This window comes from Pantoea sp. 18069, assembly GCF_902706035.1.
GTDB lineage: Bacteria > Pseudomonadota > Gammaproteobacteria > Burkholderiales > Burkholderiaceae_C > Comamonas.
Map to the genome: position 1 here is coordinate 55541 of NZ_CACSJA010000013.1, position 25251 is coordinate 80791.

The following is a 25251-nucleotide window of genomic DNA, read 5'->3' on the forward strand; positions in this document are numbered from 1 at the left end:
CCCCGCTTATTTCCAGATATTCCAAGGCGAGTGCAACCATGCACCCACGATGACCAGCCACACCAGGGTGACCGGGATAAAAATCTTCCAGCCCAGACGCATGATCTGGTCGTAACGGAAGCGCGGGAAGGTGGCGCGGATCCAGATGAACATCGACACGACGACGAAGGTCTTGATACCCAGCCAGATCCAGCCGGGAATGAACGACAGGAACTCGAACGGTGGCAGCCAGCCGCCGAGGAACATCAGCACGGCCAGGATGGACACCAGCCACATGCTGGCGTATTCGGCCAGGAAGAAGACCGCGAAGCCCATGCCCGAGTACTCGACCATGTGACCGGCGACGATTTCCGCTTCGCCTTCGACCACGTCGAACGGATGGCGGTTGACTTCGGCCACGCCCGAGATCAGGTAGACCAGGAAGATAGGGAACAGCGGCAGCCAGTTCCACGACAGCAGGCCCACGCCCATGCTCGCGGCCATGCCCTGGCCCTGGCTCAGCACCACCGATGTCAGGTTCATGCTGCCCGAGACCATGATCACCACCAGGAAGCAGAAGCCCATGGCGATTTCATAGCTGACCATCTGCGCGGAAGCGCGCAGCGCACCGAGGAAGGCGTACTTCGAGTTCGATGCCCAGCCGGCGATGATCACGCCATAGACTTCGATCGACATGATGGCCATCATCAGCAGAATGCCGGCGTTGACGTTGGCCAGCGCGACATCGGGGCCGAAAGGAATCACCACCCAGGCCGCGAGGGCCGGCATGATGGCCATGACGGGGCCGAGGAAGAACAGGCCCTTGCTCGCGGCCGTGGGCTGGATGATTTCCTTGGTCAGCAGCTTGATGCCGTCGGCCAGGGGTTGCAGCAGACCGAAGGGGCCGACGCGGTTGGGACCGTAGCGCACCTGCATGAAGCCCAGCAGCTTGCGCTCCCAGAGCGTCAGGTAGGCCACGGCGCCCATCAGCGGCGCGACGATGCAGACGATCTTCAGCAGGATCCAGAGCACGGGCCAGACCGCAGCGGTCCACCAGGCGGCGGACACCAGGCCCAGGCCGCCGTTGTAGATGGCGTCGATCATGCGGCACCTCCGTCACGGACCAGACGTGCGTCCGCCGTCAATTGCAGGGAAGCCGCGCGGCGCACCAGGCCGTCGAGCTGGTAGATGCTCGCCACGACCGGCTCGGCCATGGCTTCGCGGCGCACGGCCAAAGGCGCGAGCGCGGCGTTGTTCAAACTCTCGGCAGGCACCTGCGATGCTCCTTGCGCAATTTCGGCCAACACTTCCTGGGCCGTTTCGTAGGCCATGCCAGGCACGTCCAGCAGATTGGCCAGCACACGCAGGACTTTCCAGCCCGGGCGCGTATCTTCGAGCGGACGCACGACGGCGTGGAAGCTCTGGATCAGGCCTCCGGCATTCACGAACGTACCCGGGGTTTCCGAGAACGGCGCGATCGGCAGCAGCACGTCGCTGATGTCCATGTTGGCCTTGAACGGGCTCAGCGTGACCACCATCTGCGCACCGGCCAGGCCGTTGGCACCGGCCGCCGCGTCCAACGCGGGTTCGGTGTTGAGCAGCAGCGCAGCCTTGAGGCCACCCGCGGCCAGCATCTGGCCGGCATTCAAACCACCGCGCTGCGGCTGGGCCTTGACCCATTGCGCGCCCACGGTGTTCGCGGCTTCGGTCAGGTAGCCTACGCTGGCGCCGGTCTGCGCGCCAATCCACTGCGCCAGGGCCAGCAGGCTGGCCGCATGCGCATGGTGGGCAGCGGCATTGCCGAGCAAGATGGCCTTGCGCTCGCCCGACAGCAGGGCCTTGGCGATCGCCTGGGCCTGGTCGTTCGAGGCGGCAGGCAGCACGGGTGCGTCCACGCCCTTTTCCTGGGCCACGGCCGCGGCCACGTCGGCCAGTGCCTGTTCCCAGTCGCAAGCGTTGACCACGGACTGGGCGACGGGCATGGCCCAGTCGTATTCCTGGCCGTTGATGGCGTGCACCTTGCAGCCCTTGCGCGTCGCCTGGCGGATACGCTGGGCGAACAGGGGATGGTCCTTGCGCAGGTTCGAGCCCACGATCAGCGCCGATTGCAGCAGCGACAGCGAGGCCACCGAAGTGCCCAGCCATTGCACGCCCGCGGCGGGCGCGAATTCGGCGTGGCGCAGGCGGTGGTCGATGTTGTCGCTGCCCAGGCCGCGCAGCAGCTGGCCCGCGAGATGCAGCTCTTCGAGCGTGCTGTGCGGGCTCACGAGCGCACCGATGGAATTCGCGCCATGGTCCTGCTTGATCTGCTGCAGGCCGTTGGCCACGTATTCGAGGGCCGTCTGCCAGTCGACTTCCTTCCACGCGCCGCCCTGCTTGAGCATGGGACGGGTCAGGCGCTGGTCGCTGTTGAGGGCTTCGTACGAGAAACGGTCGCGGTCGGCGATCCAGCATTCGTTGACGGCGTCGTTCTCCAGCGGCAGAACGCGCATCACGCGGTGGTTCTTGACCTGGACGATCAGGTTGGCACCGGTCGAATCATGCGGGCTCACCGACTTGCGGCGCGACAGCTCCCAGGTCCGGGCGCTGTAGCGGAAAGGCTTGCTGGTCAACGCGCCCACGGGGCAGATGTCGATCATGTTGCCCGAGAGTTCGGAGTCTATCGTGTCGCCGGCCACCGTGGTGATCTCGGAGTGCTCGCCGCGGTGGATCATGCCCAGTTCCATCACGCCGGCCACTTCCTGGCCAAAGCGCACGCAACGGGTGCAGTGGATGCAGCGCGTCATTTCCTGCATGGAAATCAGCGGGCCCACATCCTTGTTGAACACCACGCGCTTTTCTTCCTCATAGCGCGAGGAGCTGCCGCCATAGCCCACGGCCAGGTCCTGCAGCTGGCATTCACCGCCCTGATCGCAGATCGGGCAGTCCAGCGGGTGGTTGATGAGCAAAAACTCCATCACCGACTGCTGGGCCTTGATGGCCTTTTCGCTCTTGGTGCGCACGATCATGCCCTGCGTCACCGGCGTGGCGCAGGCGGGCATGGGCTTGGGTGCCTTTTCCACGTCGACCAGGCACATGCGGCAGTTCGCCGCAATGGAAAGCTTCTTGTGGTAACAGAAGTGAGGAATGTAGGTACCGGCCTTCTCGGCGGCATGCATGACCATGCTGCCCTCGGTAATCTCTACCTTCTGACCGTCCAGTTCAATTTCAACCATATGCTTGTCTCGCGATCAGGCCGCCGTGGCGGTCTGCTTGGAAGCGCTCTGGATCTTCGCTTCAAACTCTGGGCGGAAATGCTTGATCATGGCGCGCACCGGCATGGCAGCCGCATCGCCCAGCGCACAGATCGTGCGCCCCATGATGTTCACGGACACCGAGTCCAACAGCTCGATATCCTCAGGCCGGCCTTGGCCGTTCTGAATACGGTGGACCACGCGCCACAGCCAGCCCGTGCCTTCACGGCAAGGCGTGCACTGGCCGCAGGATTCGTGCGAATAGAAGTACGACAGGCGCAGCAGGCACTCGACCATGTCGCGCGAATCGTCCATGACGATCACCGCGCCCGAGCCCAGCATGGAGCCGGCCTTGGCGATCGAGTCGTAGTCCATCGTGCACTGCATGATCACGTCGGCGGGCAGCACGGGCGACGACGAGCCGCCGGGGATCACCGCCTTGAGCGTGCGACCCTTGCGCACGCCACCGGCGAGCTCGAGCAGCTTGGAGAACGGCGTGCCCATGGGCACTTCGTAGTTGCCCGGCAGCTCGACGTCACCGCTGACCGAATAGATCTTGGTGCCGCCGTTGTTGGGCTTGCCGCATTCGAGGTAGGCCTGGCCGCCGTTGCGGATGATCCAGGGCACGGCCGCGAAGGTTTCGGTGTTGTTGATGGTCGTCGGCTTGCCGTACAGGCCGAAGCTCGCGGGGAACGGCGGCTTGAAACGCGGCTGGCCCTTCTTGCCTTCGAGCGACTCGAGCAGCGCGGTTTCCTCGCCGCAGATGTAGGCGCCAAAACCGTGGTGGGCGTGCAGCTCGAAGCTGAAGCTGCTGCCCATGATGCGGTCACCGAGGAAGCCGGCTTCGCGGGCTTCTTCCAGCGCGGCTTCGAAGCGTTCATAGACTTCGAAGATTTCGCCGTGGATGTAGTTGTAGCCCAGCGTGATGCCCATGGCGTAGGCCGCAATGGCCATGCCTTCGATCACGATGTGCGGGTTGAACATCAGGATGTCGCGGTCCTTGCAGGTGCCGGGCTCGCCCTCGTCGGAGTTGCACACCAGGTGCTTCTGACCGGGGAACTGGCGGGGCATGAAGCTCCACTTGAGGCCCGTGGGAAAGCCCGCGCCGCCGCGCCCGCGCAGGCCCGACTCCTTGACGGTGGCAATCACCTGGTCCTGGGTCAGGCCTTCGCCGCCGTCCTGGGCCAGGATCTTGCGCAGGGCCTGGTAGCCGCCGCGCGCGACATAGTCCTTGAGCGACCAGTTGCTGCCGTCCAGACCCGCATAGATCTGGGGCTCGATGTGGCGGTCATGGAAGCAGGTCTCGTTGCCCGAAGACGCAAAGCGGGCGAGGACGTCTTGTGCTGCCTGGCTCATGCTTGGCCTTCCGCGGCACGCAGGCCGTCGACCAGCTCGTCGAGCTTTTCGTTGGTCATGAAGCTGCACATGCAGCGGTCGTTGACCAGCATCACCGGCGAGTCGGCGCAGGCGCCCAGGCACTCGGATTGCTGCAGCGTGAACATGCCGTCGGCCGTGGTCTCGCCCATCTTGATGCCCAGCTTGGACTCGAGGTGGTGCAGCGCCTTGTAGCCGTCGCGCAGCTGGCACGGCAGGTTGGTGCAGACGTTGAGCTTGTACTTGCCCGTGGGCTGCTGGTTGTACATGTTGTAGAACGTGGTCACTTCATGCACGGCGATCTGGGGCATGCCCAGGTAGTCGGCAATGATGGCCTCGTTCTCGGCGCTGACCCAGCCCTCTTCCTGCTGGACGATGGACAGACAGGCCATCACAGCCGATTGTTTCTGGTCGGCCGGGTACTTGGCCACCTCGCGCGCAAAGCGCGCTTTAGTCGCTTCAGTCATCATCGGTCAATCTCTCCGAACACGATATCCATGGTGCCGATGATTGCCACGGCATCGGCAATCATGTGGCCGCGGGCCATCTCATCGAGCGTCGCCAGATGGGCGAAGCCGGGCGCGCGGATCTTCAGGCGGTAGGGCTTGTTGGCGCCGTCGCTCACCAGGTAGATGCCGAACTCGCCCTTGGGATGCTCGACGCACGCATAGGCCTCGCCTTCGGGCACGTGGAAGCCTTCGGTGAACAGCTTGAAATGGTGGATCAGCTCTTCCATGTTGGACTTCATCGACTCACGCGATGGCGGCGCCACCTTGTGGTTGTCGGTGATGACCGGACCGGGATTCACGCGCAGCCAGTCCACGCACTGCTTGATGATGCGGTTGGACTCGCGCATTTCGGCCACGCGCACCAGATAGCGGTCGTAGCAGTCGCCGGTCTTGCCCACGGGCACGTCGAAATCCATGTCGGCATAGACTTCGTAGGGCTGGGTCTTGCGCAGGTCCCAGGCAATGCCCGAGCCGCGCAGCATAGGGCCGGTCATGCCCAGGTTGAGCGCGCGCTCGGGCGGCACGACGCCGATGCCCACGGTGCGCTGTTTCCAGATGCGGTTGTCGGTCAGCAGGGTTTCGTACTCGTCCACGCACTTGGGGAAGCGCTGCGTGAAGTCGTCGATGAAATCCAGCAGCGAGCCCTGGCGGTTGCGGTTCAGGCCTTCGATCGCCTTGGCGTTCTTGACCTTGCTGACCTTGTACTGGGCCATGCTTTCGGGCAGGTCGCGGTAGACGCCGCCCGGACGGAAATAGGCCGCGTGCATGCGCGCGCCCGAGACCGCTTCGTACATGTCCATCAGGTCTTCGCGTTCGCGGAACGTGTAGATCAGGATGGTCGAGCTGCCGCAGTCATTGCCGTGCGAGCCCAGCCACATCAGGTGGTTGAGCAGGCGCGTGATTTCGGCGAACAGCACACGGATGTACTGCGCGCGCTTGGGCACTTCGAGGCCCAGCAGCTTTTCGATCGCCAGGCAGTAGGCGTGCTCGTTGGACATCATCGACACGTAGTCCAGTCGGTCCATGTACGGCAGCGACTGGATGTAGGTCTTGTGCTCGGCGAGCTTTTCGGTGGCGCGGTGCAGCAGGCCGATGTGCGGGTCGGCACGTTGCACGACTTCGCCATCGAGCTCAAGCACCAGCCGCAGCACACCGTGCGCTGCCGGGTGCTGCGGGCCAAAGTTCAGGGAATAGTTTTTGATTTCAGCCATGTGCGTCTACTCGAGAGGTGCGGAGCACCTCAATGCAGGCCTCCGTATTTCTCTTCGCGGATGATGCGCGGCGTGACTTCACGCGGCTCGATGCTGACGGGCTGGTACACCACGCGGCGCTGCTCTGCGTCATAGCGCATCTCTACATGGCCGGAAAGCGGGAAGTCCTTGCGGAACGGATGGCCGATGAAACCATAATCGGTCAGGATGCGGCGCAAGTCGTTGTGACCATCGAACACGATGCCGAACAGATCGAAGGCCTCGCGCTCGAACCAGTTGGCCGATGCCCAGAGGTCGCTGACCGAAGCCACGACCGGAAAATCGTCATCGGGGCAGAACACGCGCACACGCACGCGCTGGTTCAGGCTCACCGACAGCAGGTGCGACACCGCGGCATAGCGCAGGCCGTCGCGGCCGACTTCGGCGTAGGCCGAGTAGTCGAGGCCACACAGGTCGATCAGCTGCTCGAAGCGGCAGTCGGTGTGGTCCTTGAGCAACGACATGGCCTGCAGGTAATGCGCTGCGGCCACTTCGACGGTCACTTCACCCAGGGCCACGGTCACGCTGCGGGCGTGATCGCCCAAAGCAGCAGCCACCAGATCCCGAAGTTTTTCGGGCTGAATTGCAATTGCGGTCATCATCAACCCTTTAGACGCGAGCGATGGTATGGGTGCGGCGAATCTTCTGCTGCAGTTGGATGATCCCGTAGATCAGTGCTTCCGCGGTTGGCGGGCAACCGGGCACATAGACATCCACCGGGACAATGCGGTCGCAACCGCGCACCACGGAATAGCTGTAATGGTAGTAACCACCACCATTTGCGCAAGAGCCCATGGAAATGACCCAGCGCGGCTCCGACATCTGGTCATAGACCTTGCGCAGCGCCGGGGCCATCTTGTTGCACAGCGTACCGGCAACAATCATCAGGTCCGACTGCCGGGGGCTGGCACGGAACACCTCGGCGCCGAAACGGCCCAGGTCATAGCGCGCTGCCGCGGCATGCATCATTTCGACCGCGCAGCAGGCCAGACCAAAAGTCATGGGCCACAGCGAACCGGTCTTGGCCCAATTCACCACGGAGTCATAACTCGTGGTGATGAAGCCTTCCTTCATCACGCCTTCGATCATCGTGTTTCCTTATTGAATGCCGGTCATTCCCAGTCCAGCGCACCTTTTTTCCACTCGTAGGCAAAGCCCACGACCAGAATGGCCAGAAAGATCACGACAGCGACGAAACCTGCCAGACCCACCTCTTGAAGCGACACTGCCCAAGGAAGGAGAAAAGCGATTTCCAAATCAAACAGGATGAACAGGATGGCCACGAGGTAGTAGCGCACGTCGAATTTCATACGTGCGTCCTCGAAGGCTTCAAAGCCGCATTCGTAGGGGGAATTCTTGGCAGCATCCGGGCGATTGGGGCCAAGCAGATAGCCCAACGCCAAAGGCAGAATGCCAATCGATGCACCTACCAGGATGAACAGAAGAACGGGAAGATACTGATCGATGTTCATCTGGGGCTCACACCTTCATCAAAGGCACGCCCAGTCACGATCACAGCCTGATCATCTGGGCAGGCTTTGTATATATTATGGTGCCGTCGGCGAGACTCGAACTCGCACAGCTTTCGCCACTACCCCCTCAAGATAGCGTGTCTACCAATTTCACCACGACGGCTTCTTCTCAATCTTTTTTTCCGGGAAGCTAGAGGTACCTTACAAAGGCTTTGACCTCCCGATCAATCTAAGTATTCTACTCTGAAAAACCCCTACTAAAAGAGATTTCTCAGATTTTTCAAATTACTTGGTTGGAATCTGCGCCGCGCCTTCGGCCGGCACTTCAGGCAGCGCTGCGGGCGCATCACCGGCGGTGGGCACGGGCACGCTCACTGCGGCGCCTTCGAGCACGCTGCCCGTGGTGGTGGGCGTGCCTGGGTTGCCGATGTAGGCCAGTGCCAGCGTAGAGACGAAGAACACCGCGGCCAGAACGCCCGTGGTGCGCGACAGGAAGTTCGCACTGCCCGAAGCGCCGAACAGGCTGCCCGAGCTGCCGCCGCCGAACGACGCGCCCATGTCGGCACCCTTGCCGTGCTGGATCAGGATCAGGCCGATCATGACCAGGGCCGTCAACATCTGGATGGCCAGGATCACGCTTGCAAATGCATTCATTTCTTCAACTCCTCAACTAATCAATAAAAGCGCAGCGCCTCAATCGGCGGCAGCAATAATCTGCAGAAAATCAGCGGCCTTGAGCGCCGCGCCGCCGACCAGACCACCGTCGATGTCGGGCTGGGCCAGCAGTTGCGCGGCATTGGCCGCGTTCATGCTTCCGCCATACAAAAGGGCAATGCCTTCGGCGTGGGTCGTCGCCGCGGCCAGCTGGGCACGCAGCACGGCATGCACTTCCTGCGCCTGCTCGGGCGTTGCCGTGCGGCCGGTGCCTATGGCCCAGACGGGCTCGTAGGCCACGACCAGTTCGGTCACGCAATGACCGACCGCGTGCACCACGGCCGCGAGCTGGCGCTTGACCACATTTTCGGTTTCGCCGGTTTCACGCTCGGCAAGCGTCTCGCCGACGCAGACGATGGGCGTGATGCCCGCAGCCAGCGCGCGCTGGGCCTTGGCGGCCACCACGGCATCGGTTTCGCCATGGTACTGGCGGCGCTCGGAGTGACCCACCAGCGTATAGCGCACGCCGAATTCGCGCAACATCTCGACCGAAGCCTCGCCGGTATAGGCACCGACCGCATGCTGCGACACGTCCTGGGACGCGAGCGCGATGCGGCTGCCTTCGATCAGCGCCTGCACCTGCGCCAGATACGGCGCGGGCACGGCGACCGCGACGCCGCAGCCGGAGTCACCCGACTGCGCCGCAAGGCCGTCCTTGAGCGCGGCGATCAGCGCGGCATTGGCAGCCAGGCTGCCGTTCATTTTCCAGTTTCCGACGATGAGTTTTTTCTTCATGATTACCATGTCAAAACGATTTTTCCGGTGTGCTCGCTCGATTCCATCAGCGCATGCGACTGCACGGCTGCTTCAGCGGCGAATTGGCGAAAGATCACCGGGCGCACCTTGCCCGATTCGAGCCAGGGCCAGACATTCTCGCGCAAGGCTTGCGCGATCGCGCCCTTGAAGGCCACGGGGCGCGGGCGCAGGGTCGAGCCCGTGATCGTCAGGCGCCGGCGCAATACCAGGCCGGCATCAAACTGCGCCTTGACGCCGCCCTGCACGGCAATGATCACCAGGCGCCCGTCTTCCGCCAGGCAGCCGACTTCACGCGCCACATAGTCGCCACCGACCATGTCGAGGATCACATCCACGCCCTGGCCTTCGGTGATGCGCATCACTTCGGCCGCGAAGTCCTGGGTGTTGTAGTTGATCGCGTGCTGCGCACCCAGCGCCAGGCAGTTGTCGCACTTGGCGTCCGTGCCCGCGGTGACGATCACTTTCGCGCCCCAGGCCAAAGCCAGCTGGATGGCGGTCACGCCTATGCCGCTGCTGCCGCCCTGCACCAGCAGCGTCTCGCCCGGCTGCAGCGCGCCACGCTGGAACACATTGCTCCAGACAGTGAAATAGGTTTCGGGCAGCGACGCCGCCTCGACATCCGACAGCCCCTTGGGCACGGGCAGGCATTGCGCCACGGGCGCGACGCAGTACTCGGCGTAACCGCCACCGGCCAGCAGCGCACAGACGCGGTCGCCGACCGCGATGCCCGCGGCCGCCATGGCCTGGGCATCGCCGCTTTCGACCACGCCCGCGACTTCGAGGCCTGGCAGCTCCGATGTACCCGGAGGCGGTGCATAACGGCCCTTGCGCTGCAGGACGTCGGGGCGGTTGATGCCGCTGGCCGCAACCCGGATCAGCAACTCGCCAGCACCGGCCACGGGGGTCGGATGCTCGGTCAGCCGCAGAACCTCAGGGCCTCCGGGGGATGTGATTTCGACAGCGCGCATGGGCAATCTCACAAAAAGGGGAAAGAAAAACGGGCGTCAACTGCGCCGGCAGTTACGGGCCTGGCAGAAACCAAAAAATCGGCCTCCCATGACGGAGGCCGATTTCTCAGCGACGCAGCGGCTTATTGCTGCTGTTGCTGCTGCTGGTCATTGGCACGCGGAGCACGGGGCTCGCGCGAATCACGCTGCTCGCGTGGCTCGCGGCGCTCGGCCGGGGCCGGACGGTCGCTGCGCTGCTCGCCCACGGGACGCTCGGCCAGGGCCTTCATGGACAGCTTGACGCGGCCCTTTTCGTCGGTTTCCATGACCTTGACCTTGACGATCTGGCCTTCGCGCAGGTAGTCGTTGACGTTTTCCACGCGCTCATGGGCGATCTGGCTGATGTGCAGCAGGCCGTCCTTGCCGGGCAGCAGATTGATCAGCGCGCCGAAGTCGAGGATCTTGGTCACGGGACCTTCGTAGATCTTGCCGATTTCGACTTCCGCCGTGATCTGCTCGATGCGCTTCTTGGCTTCGTCGGCCTTGGCGGCTTCGGTCGCGGCGATGGTGATCGTGCCGTCTTCGTCGATGTTGATCTGGCAGCCGGTCTCTTCGGTCAGCGCACGGATCACCGAGCCACCCTTGCCGATCACGTCACGGATCTTCTCGGGGTTGATCTTCATGGTGTACAGCTTGGGAGCGAAGTTCGAGACTTCGGTCTTGGCTTCGCCCATGGCTTCCTGCATTGCTCCGAGGATGTGCATGCGCGCTTCCTTGGCCTGGGCCAGCGCGACCTGCATGATTTCCTTGGTGATGCCCTGGATCTTGATGTCCATCTGCAGCGCGGTGATGCCGTTGGTCGTGCCGGCCACCTTGAAGTCCATGTCGCCGAGGTGATCTTCGTCACCCAGGATGTCGGTCAGCACGGCGAAACGGTTGTCTTCCTTGATCAGGCCCATGGCGATGCCGGCCACATGGGCCTTCATCGGCACGCCGGCGTCCATCAGCGACAGGCAGCCGCCACAGACCGAAGCCATCGACGAGGAACCGTTGGACTCGGTGATTTCCGACACCACACGCATGGTGTAGGGGAATTCTTCCTTGGTCGGCAGCACGGCGATCAGCGCGCGCTTGGCCAGACGGCCGTGGCCGATTTCGCGGCGCTTGGTCGAACCCATGCGACCGACTTCGCCGGTGGCGAAGGGAGGCATGTTGTAGTGCATCATGAAACGGTCTTCGTACTCGCCGGCCAGCGCGTCGATGCGCTGTGCATCGCGTTCCGTGCCCAGCGTGGCCACGACCAGCGCCTGGGTTTCGCCACGCGTGAACAGGGCCGAACCGTGGGTGCGGGGCAGCACCGAGTTGCGGATCTCGATGGGGCGCACGGTACGCGTGTCACGGCCGTCGATGCGCGGCTCGCCGGCCAGGATCTGGCTGCGAACAATGCGCGCTTCGATGTCGAACAGCATGCCTTCGACCTTGACTTCGTCGAACACCACGCCTTGCGCCGTGAGGCCGGCCTTGACGGCGGCGTAGGCGTCGCGGCAAGCGTGCGTGCGGCTTTGCTTGTTGCGGATCTGGTAGGCGTTGCGCAGGGCTTCTTCACCCAGTGCACCGACCTGGGCGATCAGCGGCTCGTCCTTGGCCGGCGCCTGCCAGTCCCAGACGGGCTTGCCGGCGTCGCGCACCAGTTCATGGATGGCGTTGATGGCAATGCGGCTTTGCTCGTGGCCGAAGACCACGGCGCCGAGCATGATTTCTTCCGACAGCTGCTGGGCTTCGGACTCGACCATCAGCACGGCGGCTTCGGTGCCGGCAACGACCAGGTCCATCTGCGAGCCCTTGCGCTGCGTCTGGCCGGGGTTGAGCACGTACTCGCCATTGATGTAACCCACGCGGGCTGCACCGATGGGGCCGCTGAACGGAATGCCCGAGATGGACAGCGCGGCCGAAGAGGCGATCAGCGCGGCGATGTCGGCATCGACTTCAGGGTTCAGCGACACGGTGTGGATGACCACATGCACGTCGTTGTAGAAACCTTCGGGGAACAGCGGACGGATGGGGCGGTCGATCAGACGGCTGGTCAGCGTTTCGTGTTCGCTGGGCTTGGCTTCGCGCTTGAAGAAGCTGCCGGGGATCTTGCCTGCGGCGTATGTCTTCTCGATGTAGTCCACGGTCAGGGGGAAGAAATCCTGGCCCGACTTGGCCTTCTTCGAAGCCACGACCGTCGCCAACACCACGGTGTCGTCGATGTTGACCAGCACCGCGCCCGAAGCCTGGCGCGCGATTTCGCCGGTTTCCATGGTGACCGTGTGCTGACCCCATTGGAAAGTCTTGGTCACTTTGTTGAAAATGCTCATTTTTGCTCCTAGATTGATAGCCAACTATTCATAGCTGGCAATAGTTTGGAGGACAATCCAGAACACGATGCCATTCCAGCAGACCAGTGGCTTGGGGGCTGCGCACAGGGCTGTTGGAATGACATAGCTTCGCTCTGTTATCCATCCTCCGAAGTAAAAAACGCCTGAGCTAGCAGGCTAACTCAGGCGTTTTCATCTCTGACCCAGTTTACTTGCGCAGGCCCAGCTTGGCGATCAGCGCGGTGTAACGGTCGGCATCGCGGGACTTGAGGTAGTCCAGCAGCTTACGACGACGGCTCACCATGCGCAGCAGGCCGCGGCGACCGTGGTGGTCCTTGGCGTGTTGCTTGAAGTGGGGGGTCAGTTCGTTGATGCGGGCCGTGAGCAGCGCGACTTGCACTTCCGGGCTGCCAGTGTCGTTTTCAGCACGGGCATTGGCCTTGACAACTTCGGCCTTGATAGAGGATGCGATCATTATTTTTTCCTGTATGTGGAGCAACGCGTGCGCGCCCCTGATGACTTGCGCCGGCGGCTGGAACGGCCATCGGCGTGCGTCTTGCACCATGCAAAACCATGTGATTATAGCGCGCTGCGTTTTTGGCCCTTATCGGCACGGCACTTTGCCGCGATGCGGCCAGGGTCGAACAGCGCGTTGCGGGCTGCGCAGGCGCAGAATTTGCGCCGTCCATTTTGCCATTGAAGAGGCTTGCCATGCCCTCCATGATGACACTGGGCGGCATCGCGCTGGCGCTGTTCCTGGGCGATGCCGCCGCTGACGCCGGCGCGGCACAAGGCACTCGCGCCGGCGCACGCGCGCCGGCCGCCGCCCAGGCCCAGGCCGCCCCGTCGCACACGCCCGAACGCGCGGCGCGCATGAGCCGGCGCAAACCCCGGATCCTGCACCTGCCCAGCCCCTCGGAAGAAAGTCCCGCGCAGCGCGACCGGCGCCTGGCGCGCGAATGCCGCGGCCTGCCCAATGCGGGCGCCTGCCTGGGCCATGCACTGGCGCGCCCGCGGGCGACGCCGCGGCGCTGACGCCGCCCCGCTGGTCGGATGCAAGCTGCCGCCTGTCGGCACCCACTGGAAGCCCGGGCGAATATGTGCTCCAGTCCAACCATGAAGCCCCGACCGCCCGGCCCCCCCACCTTGCGCATGCGCCGCGCGGCAGGCTTGACGCTGATCGAGATCCTCGTCACCTTGAGCATTGTGGCGATACTGACGGCCATCGCGGTGCCAAGCTTCAAGCCCATGCTCGATCGCTGGCGCGTGCGGCAATCCGAAGGTGCGATCACCGACACCATCCGGCTGGCCCGCTCCGAAGCCATCAAGCGTGGCGGCAATGTGGTGATACAGAAGATGCCCGACAACACCGATGGCTGCACGCTCGCGCCTGCGGCCGCCGACTGGGGCTGTGGCTGGCAGGTGTTTGTCGACAGCGACGCCAACGGCAGTTACTCCGCCGGCGAGGAAGTGCTGCTGTCGGCGCGGGTTCCACCGGGCATGGCGGTGACGCACGGGCGCAGCGCGGCCACCATCAGCGTTGACCGCTGGGGCAATATGGACGGGTTCAACGCAAAGAGTTTCGTGGTCTTCCCCTACGCGGACGGAACCGGCTCCCCGGCCACACGCACCCTGTGCATTTCGGCGGGCGGACGCATCAACACCAAGGAAGCGGCGTCATGCTGAAATCCCTGCCCACCCGCGAGCGCGGCATCACGCTGCTCGAGTCCCTGGTCGCCATCGTGGTCATGGCCCTGGGCGTGCTCGGCATCCTGGGCGTGCAGATGCGCACGCTGGCCGACAACCAGACCAGCGTGCGCCGCGCCCAGGCGGTGCGCATGATCGAAGACCTGAGCGAACGCATACGCATGAACCCGCGCGGGCTGGCCGAACTGAGCCAATACACTGTGGGCTGGGAAACCAAGCCGCCCGCAGCCGGCAACTGCGCGACCAACGCCTGCGGCAGCGCCAGCCTGGCCACTGATGACAGAAACCTCTGGCTGGCCAATGTGCAGCAGACCCTGCCGCTGGGTGACGCCGCGGTGTTCCTCGTGGCCGATGAGACCAACAACGCCGACCGCCGGCAACTGGGCGTGATGATCAGCTGGCGCGAGAATGAGAAGGTCGTCGCCGGCGAAACCCAGGACGATCAGGCCGCGTACAAGGCCGTGCTCCAGCCGACGGGCACAGGGACGGCGGCGATCAGCTGCCCGCCGGAGCGCAGTTGCCATCTGCAATATATCCAGCCCAGCGCGCGCTGCCTGCCCTATGCCGCGGGCGCGGCCGGCGCCAGCCTCGCCATCTGTCCGGGCTGACGCCATGCAAGCCGAGCACTCCCCCGCCCGCCTGCGCCACCAGCGCGGCATGAGCATGATCGAGCTGCTGGTCGGACTGACCATAGGCCTGCTGACCATTGCGGTCGCTATCGGCACGCTGGTGATCTCGCGCCAGGTATCGGGCACGGTCAACGACGCCAGCCAGTTGCAGCTGCAGGCGGCGCAGGCCTTTCGCAGCATAGGCCAGCAGGCCCGCCAGGCGGGCTCGGTGCGCCTGAACCTGGCGATTGCCAAGGAAGACGCCCAGCCCGTAGACGCTGGCGACGCGGTGGCGTTCGAAGTGCCCAAGGGCGTCACGACGGTCGGCGGCAAAAGCGCTCCAGGACAGGGCGAGTACCAGCTGGTGCTGGGCTACCAGAACTACACCGAGGACCTCGTCGGCAGCGCGACGCCGCAGTCCCAGTTCCGAGACTGCCTGGGCCAGGCGCCTTCGGACAGCGTCATACGCAGCGGTTTCGTGCTCGACAAAGCCAGCGGCGTACTGCGCTGCGCGGGCAGCAATGACCAGATTCAGCCCGTGATCGCCAACGTGGCCGACTTCCGCGTGCGCTTCATCGAGCAGCAGGCCAATGTCACCACCGGCATGCCGACCATGCAGTACCGCACGGCCGACAGCGTCGCCGCCGATGCCTGGCCGCGCATTCATGCGGTCGAGGTCTGCCTCGAGATGGAAGGCACGGAAAACCTGCCCGACACCGGCGCCGCCACGCAATATGTGAATTGCGCCAACCAGAGCGTCGCGCGCGGCAGCCGGCTGCGCATGGTGTTTCGCAACACCTACCAGATCCGCAGCCAGGGCCGCCCCAGCCCCGCAGCGTCATGACCGCCTCCCGCCAACGCCAGCGCGGCGTCTCCCTGCTGATCGTCATCGTCATCGTGCTGCTGACGATGCTGATGACCGTCTGGGCCTCGAAGACCGCGCTGCTCAACGAACTGATCGTCGGCAACGATGCCGACTACCAGCGCGCGTTCGAGGCCGCGCAGGCCATGCTGCAGGATGCGGAGCAGGACATCCTGGGACAGAACGTCGACGGCAGCGCCTGCGCGCCCAGCGCCAGCGACACCAAAATCTGCCGGCGCGCCGGCAATGTCTGGTTCATCGACGAGGAGAAGGATTTCGTGGGCCTGCTGGCCACGCTCGAAGCCGCGGCCAACGTGCCCTGCCTCAACGGCATCTGCGCCAAGCGCACCGGCAAGCAGGATTTCTGGAACGACAAGGACCTGTTCCCGCAGATGCGCGCCGCAGGCGTCGCGGCACGCTATGGCGAGTACACCGGCGCGCAAAAAGGCAGCTACAGCAACCCCATCCTGCAGGCCTCGGCAGACGGCACGGGCGCCTGGTACTGGGTCGAAGTCATGCCCTATGCGAGCAGCGCAGGCGCGCTGATCACCAACAATCCGCGCGCCGAGCAGTTGGTCCTCAACCTGAACCCGCCCCTGGTCTACCGCATCACGGCCATCGCCCAGGGGCTCAGGTCCGGCACGCAGGTGGTGCTGCAGGCAACGCTGGCACGGCAGAAGATCAAGGACTGAGGGAGCGCACATGAACAAGACATCCCTTTGGCGCCACGGCGCCTTGCTGGCCGCCGCAGGCGCCGCCTTGCACGCCCCGCCCGCGCTCGCCGCGCAATGGAGCCTGGTGCAGTACCCGGCCGGCACGGCCAGCCGCGAACCCGCGCCCAACGTCATTGTGTCGGTCGATGACTCGGGGAGCATGGGCGCTGCCGGCATCACCACGCTCAAGGCCGCGCTGCGCCAGACGTTTTCTTCGGAGAACGTCGCCGATGGCCTGATCCGCCTGGGCTGGCAGTCGATGAACAGCAGTTGCAACACCATTCCGCTGGACACGACAGCCTGCAGGAACGGCATCAAGGTCCTCAAGGGCACGCATCGCAGCAACTTCCTGACCTGGGTCGATACCCTGAAACACGAAGGCGGCACGCCCTCGCACCGCATGGTGAGAAATGCCGGCGATTACCTCAAAAGAACCGACCTGGGCATCAACAGCCCCTGGGCCAGCGACCCTGGCGTCACCGCGCAGCCCGTGATCGCTTGCCGTCGCTCCTACCATATCTTCATGACCGACGGCGCCTGGAACAGCGGCACGGCCGTGGTCGCCAGTCATGTGGATGCCGACAGGAGCATGGCCGGTTACAGGGCGACCGAACTCACGACCAACGGCATTGGCAACCTGGACGACACGACCATCACGCTGGGCGACGGCATCACGCCCTACAACCCGGCGGCAGTCACCTCGCGCATCTACCGGGATGCCTGGGGATTCAACACCACCTACAACAGCAACAGGACGGTGAACAGCTACGGTCTCAATACGCTGTCCGACCTGGCCTTCCACTACTGGGCCACCGACCTTCAGCCCGGCATTGCCAACGAGTTGAAGCCGCTGATCAAGAAGAGTGGCGACGAGACCTTCACGTCGGTCACGGGCAGCAGCACCAAGACCACCACGCTGCCCCAGTTCTGGAACCCGAAGAACAACCCCGCGACCTGGCAGCACATGACGACCTATACCATAGGCTTCGGCAGTGGGGCGTCTGCCTGGAGCGGCGAGCCCAGGTTCGGCACCAGCAAAACCGCCGACGACAACTACACCGGCGATTTCAACCGCCTCGTCACCGGCGACACCAACTGGCCTTCGCCGCTGTGCGGCAACAACAACACCGGCAGCGGCAACAATGCCTGCGACGGCAGCACCGGCTACAGTGCGACCGCCAAGGACAACGGCCGGCGCATCGAGCTGTGGCACATGGCACTCAACGGTCGCGGCAAGTTCACGCCGGCGCCCACGGCCGACGACCTGACCCGCGCCTTCAAGGACATCGTCAGCACCATCGTCGAAGACACCTCGACGCCCATCACCAGCTTCGCCAGCTCCTCCTCCTCGGTGACGCGTGCCGACACCTCGCAATACTCGTCGGGCTACAACGCCGATGGCTGGACCGGCTATGTGCGCTCCGACACGCTGGCCCAGGGCACGGCCGTCGCGACCCCCAACACCGCCTGGGGCCTCAAGGCCGGCGGGACCGCCAACGCCATGACGACGGCCGACAAGCTCGATGCGCTGAGCGCGGGCGCCATCAACAACCGGCTGATTCTCACCACCGCCATCGCGGCCAACAACGCGCAAACGCCCGTGGCATTCACCTGGGCCAACCTGGGCGCCACGCAGAAAGACGCGCTCAAGGTCACCACGGCCGAGACCGACGCCACCGCGACCACCCGCGTCAACTTCCTGCGCGGCGACCGCAGCCTTGAAGGCGGCACCACGGCCAAGCCACTGCGCCAGCGCAACTCGCGCCAGGGCGACATCGTCAACTCGGCGCTCTGGTATGTCGGCCCGCCCGTGAGCAACCATGCCTTTGACGGCTACCGCGCTTTCAGCGCCAGGCAGGCCGCGCGCCTGCCCATGGTCTATGTGGGCGGCAACGACGGCATGCTGCATGGCTTCTCCGCGCTCGATGGTGCCGAGAAGATCGCCTACGTCCCCAAGGGCGTGTACGCCAATCTCAAGGAACTGACCCTTCCCAGCTACACCCACCGCTACTATGTCGACGGCTCGCCGTTCAGCGGCGATGTCAACCTCGGCACCAGCACCACGCCCAACTGGCGCAGCATGCTGGTCGGCACGCTGGGCGCGGGCGGCAAGGGCTATTTCGTGCTCGACATCACCACCCCGGGCAGCACCGTCACCACCGGCCCCACGGCCGTGCCCAGCAATTTTTCCGCGGGCAATGCGGCCAGCCTGGTGGTCATGGACAAGACCGCCGGCGCCGGGGATGCGACCACGGGCGAGGCCGCCGACATAGGCCACATCTTCGCGACCCCGACCGTCGAAGACAGCAACCCGCAGAAATCCTCCCAGGTCGTGCGCCTGAACAATGGCCGCTGGGCCGTGGTCATGGGCAATGGCTACAACAGCCACAACGAGCGCCCGGTGCTGCTGATCCAGTACCTCGATGGCGCGAAGGAACTCAAGACCCTGGTCGCCGCGGCGAGCGGCGACAACGCGGTCAGCAACGGCCTGTCGGCGCCGCGCCTCGTGGACCTCAACAGCGATGGCATGCCCGACCTGGTCTACGCCGGCGATCTGCGCGGCAATCTGTGGAAGTTCGATATCGGCGCCGCGGAGCCGGCGCTTTGGAACACGGCGTTCAACGGCCGTCCGCTCTATTCCGCCGTCTACACTTCGGGCAATGCGAGCAGCGTGCAACCGATCACCACCGCACCCGTGGTCAAGCTCAACGACCGCGATGGCCTGGGCCTGATGGTCGCGTTCGGCACCGGGCGCAACATCACCGAAGGCGACCGTACCGATGTCTCGGTGCAGACCCTCTATTCGCTGCTCGACAGCACGGTCTACGCGTTTGGCGACGACGGTAAGCTCACCGTCGACCCGGCCCAGGGCGTGGCCCAGCCCGTGGGCACGGGCTTTGCCGACCTGGCCCAGCAGACCGTCTCCAGCACGGCGATCGCGGGCGCCGGCGCCAGCAGCGCGCGCACCTTCTTCACGGTGAGCCAGAACACCGTCTCGTACTCGGGCAGCGGCGCGCGCAAGGGCTGGTATCTGCACCTGCCCGTGACCGGCGAGCGCCTGCTGAGCAGCCTGTCGTTCTTCGACGGCAGCAACATTCTCGAAGTGCTTACCGAAGTGCCAGGCTCGGGCAGCAGCCTGCTCGAGGAAAGCTGCTCGCCGCCGGCCACCGTGCCCCAGCTGTTTCGCACGTTCCTGAACATCATGGACGGCCGCAAGCCCAGCGTGCAGCTCATCGATACCAACGGCGATGGCATCTACAACAGCACCAGCGACCGCGGGGCGTCGCGCATGACGGCCTCGGTCAAGGAAAGCCGGGCCAGCAGCCGCAGCAAGGAAATCCGCACCGGCTCGGACGGCATCATCGACGAGCTCAACAAGCTGCCCGAACAACCGCTGCGCCCCAGCTGGCGCCAGCTGCGCTGATGCTGTGCATAAAGGCCCAAGTCATGCAAGTCACCCAACGCGGTTTTACCCTGATCGAAATGATGATCGTCGTGGCGCTCATCGGCATTCTGACGGCCGTGGCCCTGCCCAGCTACCAGGAATATCTGCGCCGCGGCGCGCGCTCCGAAGCCAAGGCCGGTCTGCTGCAAGCCGCGCAATGGATGGAGCGCGCCGCGACGGTCTCGGGCGTCTACCCGACCACCGCTGCCAATGGCGCCAATTTCTTTCCCGCCGGGCTGCGCAGCGTGCCCTCCAACCGCTACACCATCACCCTGGTCAGCACCGTCAGCAGCTTCACATTGACCGCGACAGCGCAAAACGCCCAGGCCAACGACAAATGCGGCGAGTTCACGCTGACCCACAGCGGCATCCGCGACAACACCAATCTGAGCACGGGCACCACCTCCGCCGATTGCTGGAACCGCTGAGCGCGAGCGAAGGCCCGGCGCTTCTGCGCTAGGATGGCAGCCACATGACGGCCTCTCCTGACTTTATGCAACAAGCGCTGGCGCAAGCCGCCCTGGCGCTTTATTCCAGCAACCCCAACCCGCGCGTCGGCTGCGTGATCGTCGCGTCCGACGGCAGCACCGTTCTCGGCCAGGGCCACACCCAGCCGGTAGGCGGCGCCCATGCCGAAGTCATGGCGCTGCGCGATGCCGCGGCGCGTGGCCACGACGTGCACGGCGCCACCGCCTATGTGACGCTGGAGCCCTGCGCCCACCAGGGCCGCACCGGTCCCTGCTGCGACGCGCTGGTCGCGGCGGGCATAGGCCGGGTCGTGGCCGCGCTCGAGGACCCGAACCCGCTGGTCGCGGGCCAGGGCTTTGCGCGGCTGCGCGCCGCGGGCGTTACGGTCGAAGTCGGGGCGGGCGCCGACCAAGCGCGCGAACTCAACATCGGCTTTTTGAGCCGCATGGTGCGCAAGACGCCCTGGGTGCGCATGAAGGCCGCGGCCTCGCTCGACGGCACCACGGCGCTGGCCAATGGGCAAAGCCAATGGATCACGTCGCCCCAGGCCAGAGCCGACGGCCACGCCTGGCGCGCCCAGGCCTGCGCCGTGCTCACGGGCATAGGCACTGTACTGCAGGACAACCCGCGCCTCGACGTGCGCGGCATCGCCACCCCGCGCCAGCCGCATGTGGTGATCGTCGACAGCCGGCTGCAGACACCGCTGGACGCCAAGCTGTTCGTACCGGGCCGCACTTGCTATATCTACACCGCCAGCGACAGCGCCGCCAAGACCGCGGCCTTGCAGGCGCTGGGCGCAATCGTCATCCCCCTGCCCAACGCCCAGGGCAAGGTCGACCTCGCGGCCATGCTGCGCGACCTGGGCCAGCGCGGCATCAATGAACTGCATATCGAGGCCGGCTACCAGCTCAACGGCTCGCTGCTGCGCGAAGGGCTGGTCGACGAGCTGCTGCTCTACCTCGCGCCCAAGCTGCTGGGCTCGGGCCGCGGCATCTGCCACATCGGGCCGCTGACCGCGCTGGCCGACGGGCCTGAACTCACGTTCCACGGCGTCACCAGCGTAGGCCCCGATATCCGCGTGCTCGCACGCTTCACAAAATCCCCCCCCTGAGCGGCTGCGCCGCTTCCCCCCAGGGGGACGGCAACCTCGGTGCGGGGCGGCCCTTCCTCGTTGCCCCGCGCCTGGGGTACGCTCACCGAGCAGCACGCATAACTTACTGCCACAATCAAGCACATGTTTACTGGAATCATCACCGGCATGGGGCGCATTGCCGCCGTGCAGTCGCTTGGCGACACTCCGGCCCATGGCAAGCGCCTGGTCATAGAAACTCCCGCAGGCTACCTCGACGATGTCGGCCTGGGCGACAGCATCGCGCTCAACGGCGCCTGCATGACCGTCACCACGTTCGACAAGTCCGCCAACACCTTCACCGTCGACATCTCGGCAGAATCGCTGGACAAGACTTCGGGCCTGGCGCAGTCCGGCCCGATCAACCTCGAAAAGGCCTTGCAGGCCCATGACCGTCTTGGCGGCCACCTGGTCTCGGGCCATGTCGACGGCCTGGGCCGCGTGACCCACTTCGCGCCGCTGGGCGAGAGCTGGGAGCTGCGCATACACGCACCGGCCGAGCTCGCGCGCTATGTGGCCTACAAGGGCTCGATCACGGTCAACGGCGTGAGCCTCACGGTCAATCAGGTGCGCGATCAGGCCGACGGTTGCGAGCTGAGCATCAACCTGATTCCGCACACCGTCGAGAACACGGCGCTGGGCGTGCTCAGCGCGGGCTCGCAGGTCAATCTCGAAATAGATCTGATCGCACGCTATGTCGGGCGCATGATGGACAGACCAGCGCCCGGCGCCTGATCGCCACGCAAGCCAGCCTTGTCTTACAAGCAAGCGCGGCGACTCCAGCTATACCTAGGGCAGCGGGGTTGGCTTGAAACCAGTCCTCCATTCCACCTCTGCCCTATTCCTATGCCCACTGTCCCTGTAGACCGGCTGGACCCGCGCCCCCGTGCCAGGAGCCTGCGCTGGCGCGGGGCCTTGTGCGCCCTGCTGCTGAGCTTTGGCCTGAGTGCCTGCGGCAGCCTGCCGCAGGATGTGGACCGCCCCGTATCCCACGCCTGGCAACAACCCGCACAGACCGCGCTGGGGCAATGGCTGCGCCAGCGGCATGCGGCCGACAAGGCGCGCCACCCGTCGGCATTCATGCTGCTTGCCGGGGCACCCGCGGCCTATGGCAGCCGGCTGGCGCTGATCGAGTCCGCGCAAAAGACACTGGACCTGCAGTACTACGCCATCCATGCCGATGCGAGCTCGGGGCGCCTGCTGCGCGGCCTGGTCACGGCCGCCGAACGCGGCGTGCGCGTGCGCATCCTGCTCGATGACTTCCACAGCGTCGGCAGCAATGCCCAGGTACTGCGCCTGGCCTATGTGCCGAACATAGAAATGCGCCTGTTCAACCCCTTGACCGGGCCGCGCAACTCCGCGGTAATGCGGGCCTTCAGCACACTGACCGATTTCCACCGCGCCCAGCAGCGCATGCACAACAAGCTGTTCCTCGCGGACAACGTGATAGGCATCGCGGGCGGGCGCAATCTCGGCGACGCCTATTTCGACCAGGACGAAAGCGGCAACTTCATCGATCTGGACGTGATGGCCGCCGGCCCCATCGTGCAGGACCTGTCGCGCAGCTTCGACAGCTACTGGAACAACCAGCGCGCCTATCCCGTGTCTTCGCTGATCAGCCGCGCCGAACTCGAGCGCATGGAAACGTCCGCCCAGGCCGCGGCGCGCAAGGCAGCGTCCCGGCAGGCTGCGGCGCCCCCCGACGAAGGCGCCCCGACCATCTGGGACCAGACGGCCATGAATCTCGACCTGGCGCCCTGGATCTGGGCCCGGGCCGCAGTGCTCGCCGACAAACCGACCAAGATCGCGCTCGAAGGCGAAGGCCCTACGCCGACGGCCACGGGCGCCGCGAGCCAGCCCGGCGAGGCCCAAGACACTGCCGAGACCGACACGCCCCCCGCCACAGCCACGACCGCGCTGGCGCCGGGCCTGCGGCCCGGCACGGGCACCATGGCCGTGCGCTCGGGCGGCAGCCTGGGCGCCGTGGGGCAGCAGGTCGATACCGTGGTCGACGGCCTGCTGGCCCTGATCCGGCATGCGCGCCGGGATCTGCTCGTGGTCTCGCCCTATTTCGTTCCCGGCGACGACATGAAGCAGGCGTTTGCCGCGGCACGCGAACGCGGCGTGCGCGTGCGCGTACTGACCAATTCCCTGGCCTCCAACGACGCGCCCATAGCCCATGCCGGCTATGCACGCCACCGCAAGGACCTGCTGGCCATGGGCGTGCAGCTCTACGAAATGCGCAGCGAACACGCGGGCCTGCGCGACAGCCTGTCGTCGGGCAGCGGCCCGGGCGCCTCGCGCGCCATGCTGCACTCCAAGCTGCTGGTCATCGACGGCGGCCTGGTCGCGGTCGGCTCGATGAACCTCGACATGCGCTCGCAGCTGCACAACACCGAGATCGCGCTGCTGATCGCAAGCCAGGCCCTGGGGCGGCTTGCCACGGAAAACATCGAAGCGGGTCTCACCGAAAGTGCCTGGCATGTGGTGCTGACCGACAACAACCGCCTGCTGTGGCGCGCGCCGCAGGACAGCGGCCTCGAAGATGCGCACTCCGAGCCCGATGCGAGCCTGCCGCTGCGCTGGATGCTGAAATTGCTCGGCCCCCTGGCGCCAGACCACCTGCTGTAACCGCCCCGCAGCACCGCTGCCCTGCTGGGCACGCCTGGCGCACAGCGGCGCCTATGTTCATCGCATGGTGGCGAGATTGCGCCAGAAATTCTGCAGGCTCTGCGAGACGCCAAACAGCGTGGTGAAGTGGGTCAGGTCCACCAGCACGATGTCGCCGGCGCGCTGCGTGTCGGGCGGCATCCACAGCAGGCAGTTGAACTCTGTATTGCCGGCGGCGGTGAACGGGTGTGCACGCTCCAGGTCAATCGGCTGGCGCGCCAGCAGATGAATCGCCTGGCTGTCCTTGTCGGTGATCTCGTAGTGCGGCAGATGCGGATGGAAGCTGAGCGTGGAGACATCCTTGAGCAGCCCCGGCTGGTCGAGATCGCGAAAGGCCGTGAGCGGCGCGATCTCGTTCGTCTGCCTGTCCCTGGCAGGGCATAGCCCCCAGAGGTTGTGCACCGGCACGCCCAGCGCCTGCATCAGCGAGCGCACATACCGGGTGAAGCGCTGCTGGCGCGGCACCAGGCGATCCCCGTGGTGCAGGTACTCCATCTGGCGCTGTTCCAGGTCCTCGGTGAAGCCCACATCGTGGTGGGGGGCGAGCAGCAGGCAAGTGCCTGCGCGCTCCAGCCAGCGGCGGATGGCCGAAACCTCTGCGTCCGCACATGCATCTCCCCACTGCAGATGGTCCAGCCCGAACACCAGGAGCGTATCCGTGTCGGCAAGAATCCGCTCGTCAATGGGCAGCCTGAAGCCCGCCTGGTCGACACGCTGAAAAACCGCGACGGGGTGGCCCGTCAGCGCGCCCGCGAGCCGCTGGAAGCTCAGCGAAGAGCGGTGGAACAGCTCGAGCGTGCCGGCGATGCCTTGCAGGAACTGCGCTGCACTCCACTGCGGCGTTTCATAGGCCGGCCACAGCACGTTGCGCACTTCGGTCATGGTCGAGAAGCGATTTTCCATTGCCGCCGGATCGCGCTGCGCCTCCAACGGATAGCTCCAGGTCCAGTAGATGCTCAGCCGCCGTTTTCCCGCGGTGTATTTGCGGCGGACATGCTCCTGGTTGTAGCTGCGGGCGGGCAAAGGGGATGGGTTCATGACGGCCTCCGGGTGCG

Annotated in this window: 24 protein-coding genes and 1 tRNA gene; 10 read left to right on the forward strand and 15 right to left on the reverse strand. The window is 65.1% G+C overall.

The features are described from left to right. Nucleotides 1-6 precede the first annotated feature (6 nt). The 14 genes from nuoH to rpsO all read right to left on the reverse strand — a co-directional run bounded on the left by nuoH (nt 7) and on the right by rpsO (nt 13069). On the reverse strand, nt 7-1083 hold the full coding sequence (nuoH, locus tag GVL12_RS12270) for an NADH-quinone oxidoreductase subunit NuoH (RefSeq protein WP_159914314.1): 1077 nt from the start codon (nt 1081-1083) through the stop codon (nt 7-9). Then, nucleotides 1080-3194 carry an NADH-quinone oxidoreductase subunit NuoG gene (gene nuoG / locus GVL12_RS12275; RefSeq protein WP_159914316.1) on the reverse strand — a complete coding sequence of 705 codons (2115 nt, stop codon included), beginning with the start codon at nt 3192-3194 and terminating at the stop codon, nt 1080-1082. The genes nuoH and nuoG overlap by 4 nt, the downstream gene beginning before the upstream one ends. A 15-nt stretch (nt 3195-3209) precedes the next feature. Continuing rightward, a complete protein-coding gene (gene nuoF, locus GVL12_RS12280; RefSeq protein ID WP_159914318.1) occupies nt 3210-4568 on the reverse strand; it encodes an NADH-quinone oxidoreductase subunit NuoF in 1359 nt (452 codons plus the stop codon). After that, nucleotides 4565-5053 carry an NADH-quinone oxidoreductase subunit NuoE gene (gene nuoE, locus GVL12_RS12285; RefSeq protein WP_200843710.1) on the reverse strand — a complete coding sequence of 163 codons (489 nt, stop codon included), beginning with the start codon at nt 5051-5053 and terminating at the stop codon, nt 4565-4567. Before nuoE ends, nuoF begins: the two co-directional genes overlap by 4 nt. Continuing rightward, on the reverse strand, nt 5053-6306 hold the full coding sequence (locus GVL12_RS12290) for an NADH-quinone oxidoreductase subunit D (RefSeq protein ID WP_159914322.1): 1254 nt from the start codon (nt 6304-6306) through the stop codon (nt 5053-5055). The genes nuoE and GVL12_RS12290 overlap by 1 nt, the downstream gene beginning before the upstream one ends. 29 nt (nt 6307-6335) lie before the next feature. Then, nucleotides 6336-6944, reverse strand: coding sequence for an NADH-quinone oxidoreductase subunit C (locus tag GVL12_RS12295; protein ID WP_159914324.1), 609 nt, complete (start codon nt 6942-6944; stop codon nt 6336-6338). Between the two features lie 10 nt (nt 6945-6954). Continuing rightward, nucleotides 6955-7419: an NADH-quinone oxidoreductase subunit B family protein gene (locus GVL12_RS12300; protein ID WP_368855045.1), complete on the reverse strand. Its 465-nt coding sequence runs from the start codon at nt 7417-7419 to the stop codon at nt 6955-6957. Between the two features lie 38 nt (nt 7420-7457). Further along, the gene (locus tag GVL12_RS12305) at nt 7458-7817 is read right to left on the reverse strand and encodes an NADH-quinone oxidoreductase subunit A (protein ID WP_159914328.1); all 360 of its coding nucleotides are present in this window, start codon (nt 7815-7817) and stop codon (nt 7458-7460) included. A gap of 78 nt (nt 7818-7895) precedes the next feature. Further along, nucleotides 7896-7980, reverse strand: a tRNA-Leu gene (locus GVL12_RS12310). A gap of 122 nt (nt 7981-8102) precedes the next feature. After that, the gene (gene secG, locus GVL12_RS12315; protein WP_159914330.1) at nt 8103-8471 is read right to left on the reverse strand and encodes a preprotein translocase subunit SecG; all 369 of its coding nucleotides are present in this window, start codon (nt 8469-8471) and stop codon (nt 8103-8105) included. Nucleotides 8472-8510: 39 nt separating this feature from the next. Continuing rightward, entirely contained in the window at nt 8511-9266 is a 756-nt protein-coding gene (tpiA, locus tag GVL12_RS12320) for a triose-phosphate isomerase (protein ID WP_159914332.1), read from the reverse strand. A gap of 2 nt (nt 9267-9268) precedes the next feature. Continuing rightward, the gene (locus tag GVL12_RS12325; RefSeq protein WP_159914334.1) at nt 9269-10255 is read right to left on the reverse strand and encodes an NAD(P)H-quinone oxidoreductase; all 987 of its coding nucleotides are present in this window, start codon (nt 10253-10255) and stop codon (nt 9269-9271) included. A 122-nt stretch (nt 10256-10377) separates the two neighbouring features. Further along, the gene (gene pnp, locus GVL12_RS12330) at nt 10378-12588 is read right to left on the reverse strand and encodes a polyribonucleotide nucleotidyltransferase (RefSeq protein ID WP_200843716.1); all 2211 of its coding nucleotides are present in this window, start codon (nt 12586-12588) and stop codon (nt 10378-10380) included. Nucleotides 12589-12802: 214 nt separating this feature from the next. Then, the gene (gene rpsO, locus GVL12_RS12335) at nt 12803-13069 is read right to left on the reverse strand and encodes a 30S ribosomal protein S15 (protein WP_159914338.1); all 267 of its coding nucleotides are present in this window, start codon (nt 13067-13069) and stop codon (nt 12803-12805) included. Between the two features lie 236 nt (nt 13070-13305). Here rpsO and GVL12_RS12340 point away from each other — a divergent pair, with 236 nt between their 5' ends. From GVL12_RS12340 to GVL12_RS12385, 10 genes are all read left to right on the forward strand, one after another. After that, the gene (locus tag GVL12_RS12340) at nt 13306-13629 is read left to right on the forward strand and encodes a hypothetical protein (RefSeq protein ID WP_159914340.1); all 324 of its coding nucleotides are present in this window, start codon (nt 13306-13308) and stop codon (nt 13627-13629) included. A gap of 81 nt (nt 13630-13710) precedes the next feature. After that, nucleotides 13711-14280 (forward strand): GspH/FimT family pseudopilin, encoded by a 570-nt coding sequence (locus GVL12_RS12345; protein ID WP_200843711.1) that lies wholly within the window; start codon nt 13711-13713, stop codon nt 14278-14280. Beyond that, nucleotides 14274-14909 carry a type IV pilus modification protein PilV gene (gene pilV, locus GVL12_RS12350; protein WP_159914342.1) on the forward strand — a complete coding sequence of 212 codons (636 nt, stop codon included), beginning with the start codon at nt 14274-14276 and terminating at the stop codon, nt 14907-14909. The genes GVL12_RS12345 and pilV overlap by 7 nt, the downstream gene beginning before the upstream one ends. A 4-nt stretch (nt 14910-14913) precedes the next feature. Further along, nucleotides 14914-15753: a PilW family protein gene (locus tag GVL12_RS12355; protein WP_159914344.1), complete on the forward strand. Its 840-nt coding sequence runs from the start codon at nt 14914-14916 to the stop codon at nt 15751-15753. Beyond that, nucleotides 15750-16463, forward strand: coding sequence for a PilX N-terminal domain-containing pilus assembly protein (locus tag GVL12_RS12360; RefSeq protein ID WP_159914346.1), 714 nt, complete (start codon nt 15750-15752; stop codon nt 16461-16463). The genes GVL12_RS12355 and GVL12_RS12360 overlap by 4 nt, the downstream gene beginning before the upstream one ends. 10 nt (nt 16464-16473) lie before the next feature. Further along, complete coding sequence (locus GVL12_RS12365; RefSeq protein WP_159914348.1) at nt 16474-19908, forward strand: pilus assembly protein; 3435 nt, start codon at nt 16474-16476, stop codon at nt 19906-19908. Nucleotides 19909-19931: 23 nt separating this feature from the next. After that, nucleotides 19932-20357, forward strand: coding sequence for a type IV pilin protein (locus GVL12_RS12370; protein WP_159914349.1), 426 nt, complete (start codon nt 19932-19934; stop codon nt 20355-20357). Between the two features lie 44 nt (nt 20358-20401). Then, the gene (gene ribD, locus GVL12_RS12375) at nt 20402-21508 is read left to right on the forward strand and encodes a bifunctional diaminohydroxyphosphoribosylaminopyrimidine deaminase/5-amino-6-(5-phosphoribosylamino)uracil reductase RibD (protein ID WP_159914351.1); all 1107 of its coding nucleotides are present in this window, start codon (nt 20402-20404) and stop codon (nt 21506-21508) included. A 123-nt stretch (nt 21509-21631) separates the two neighbouring features. Next, the gene (locus GVL12_RS12380) at nt 21632-22261 is read left to right on the forward strand and encodes a riboflavin synthase (RefSeq protein WP_159914353.1); all 630 of its coding nucleotides are present in this window, start codon (nt 21632-21634) and stop codon (nt 22259-22261) included. Nucleotides 22262-22372: 111 nt separating this feature from the next. Continuing rightward, nucleotides 22373-24157, forward strand: coding sequence for a phospholipase D family protein (locus GVL12_RS12385; RefSeq protein WP_159914355.1), 1785 nt, complete (start codon nt 22373-22375; stop codon nt 24155-24157). Between the two features lie 57 nt (nt 24158-24214). Here the strand turns inward: GVL12_RS12385 and GVL12_RS12390 are convergent, their stop codons facing one another. Further along, entirely contained in the window at nt 24215-25234 is a 1020-nt protein-coding gene (locus tag GVL12_RS12390; RefSeq protein WP_159914357.1) for a hypothetical protein, read from the reverse strand. Between the last annotated feature and the right edge of the window lie 17 nt (nt 25235-25251).

Bases quoted from the DNA above. Each gene is read 5' to 3' on its own strand.
- nuoH (WP_159914314.1), bottom strand. From the start codon at position 1,083: ATGATCGACGCCATCTACAACGGCGGCCTGGGCCTGGTGTCCGCCGCC.
- nuoG (WP_159914316.1), bottom strand. From the start codon at position 3,194: ATGGTTGAAATTGAACTGGACGGTCAGAAGGTAGAGATTACCGAGGGC.
- nuoF (WP_159914318.1), bottom strand. From the start codon at position 4,568: ATGAGCCAGGCAGCACAAGACGTCCTCGCCCGCTTTGCGTCTTCGGGC.
- nuoE (WP_200843710.1), bottom strand. From the start codon at position 5,053: ATGACTGAAGCGACTAAAGCGCGCTTTGCGCGCGAGGTGGCCAAGTAC.
- GVL12_RS12290 (WP_159914322.1), bottom strand. From the start codon at position 6,306: ATGGCTGAAATCAAAAACTATTCCCTGAACTTTGGCCCGCAGCACCCG.
- GVL12_RS12295 (WP_159914324.1), bottom strand. From the start codon at position 6,944: ATGACCGCAATTGCAATTCAGCCCGAAAAACTTCGGGATCTGGTGGCT.
- GVL12_RS12300 (WP_368855045.1), bottom strand. From the start codon at position 7,419: ATGAAGGAAGGCTTCATCACCACGAGTTATGACTCCGTGGTGAATTGG.
- GVL12_RS12305 (WP_159914328.1), bottom strand. From the start codon at position 7,817: ATGAACATCGATCAGTATCTTCCCGTTCTTCTGTTCATCCTGGTAGGT.
- secG (WP_159914330.1), bottom strand. From the start codon at position 8,471: ATGAATGCATTTGCAAGCGTGATCCTGGCCATCCAGATGTTGACGGCC.
- tpiA (WP_159914332.1), bottom strand. From the start codon at position 9,266: ATGAAGAAAAAACTCATCGTCGGAAACTGGAAAATGAACGGCAGCCTG.
- GVL12_RS12325 (WP_159914334.1), bottom strand. From the start codon at position 10,255: ATGCGCGCTGTCGAAATCACATCCCCCGGAGGCCCTGAGGTTCTGCGG.
- rpsO (WP_159914338.1), bottom strand. From the start codon at position 13,069: ATGATCGCATCCTCTATCAAGGCCGAAGTTGTCAAGGCCAATGCCCGT.
- GVL12_RS12340 (WP_159914340.1), top strand. From the start codon at position 13,306: ATGCCCTCCATGATGACACTGGGCGGCATCGCGCTGGCGCTGTTCCTG.
- GVL12_RS12345 (WP_200843711.1), top strand. From the start codon at position 13,711: ATGAAGCCCCGACCGCCCGGCCCCCCCACCTTGCGCATGCGCCGCGCG.
- pilV (WP_159914342.1), top strand. From the start codon at position 14,274: ATGCTGAAATCCCTGCCCACCCGCGAGCGCGGCATCACGCTGCTCGAG.
- GVL12_RS12355 (WP_159914344.1), top strand. From the start codon at position 14,914: ATGCAAGCCGAGCACTCCCCCGCCCGCCTGCGCCACCAGCGCGGCATG.
- GVL12_RS12360 (WP_159914346.1), top strand. From the start codon at position 15,750: ATGACCGCCTCCCGCCAACGCCAGCGCGGCGTCTCCCTGCTGATCGTC.
- GVL12_RS12365 (WP_159914348.1), top strand. From the start codon at position 16,474: ATGAACAAGACATCCCTTTGGCGCCACGGCGCCTTGCTGGCCGCCGCA.
- GVL12_RS12370 (WP_159914349.1), top strand. From the start codon at position 19,932: ATGCAAGTCACCCAACGCGGTTTTACCCTGATCGAAATGATGATCGTC.
- ribD (WP_159914351.1), top strand. From the start codon at position 20,402: ATGACGGCCTCTCCTGACTTTATGCAACAAGCGCTGGCGCAAGCCGCC.
- GVL12_RS12380 (WP_159914353.1), top strand. From the start codon at position 21,632: ATGTTTACTGGAATCATCACCGGCATGGGGCGCATTGCCGCCGTGCAG.
- GVL12_RS12385 (WP_159914355.1), top strand. From the start codon at position 22,373: ATGCCCACTGTCCCTGTAGACCGGCTGGACCCGCGCCCCCGTGCCAGG.
- GVL12_RS12390 (WP_159914357.1), bottom strand. From the start codon at position 25,234: ATGAACCCATCCCCTTTGCCCGCCCGCAGCTACAACCAGGAGCATGTC.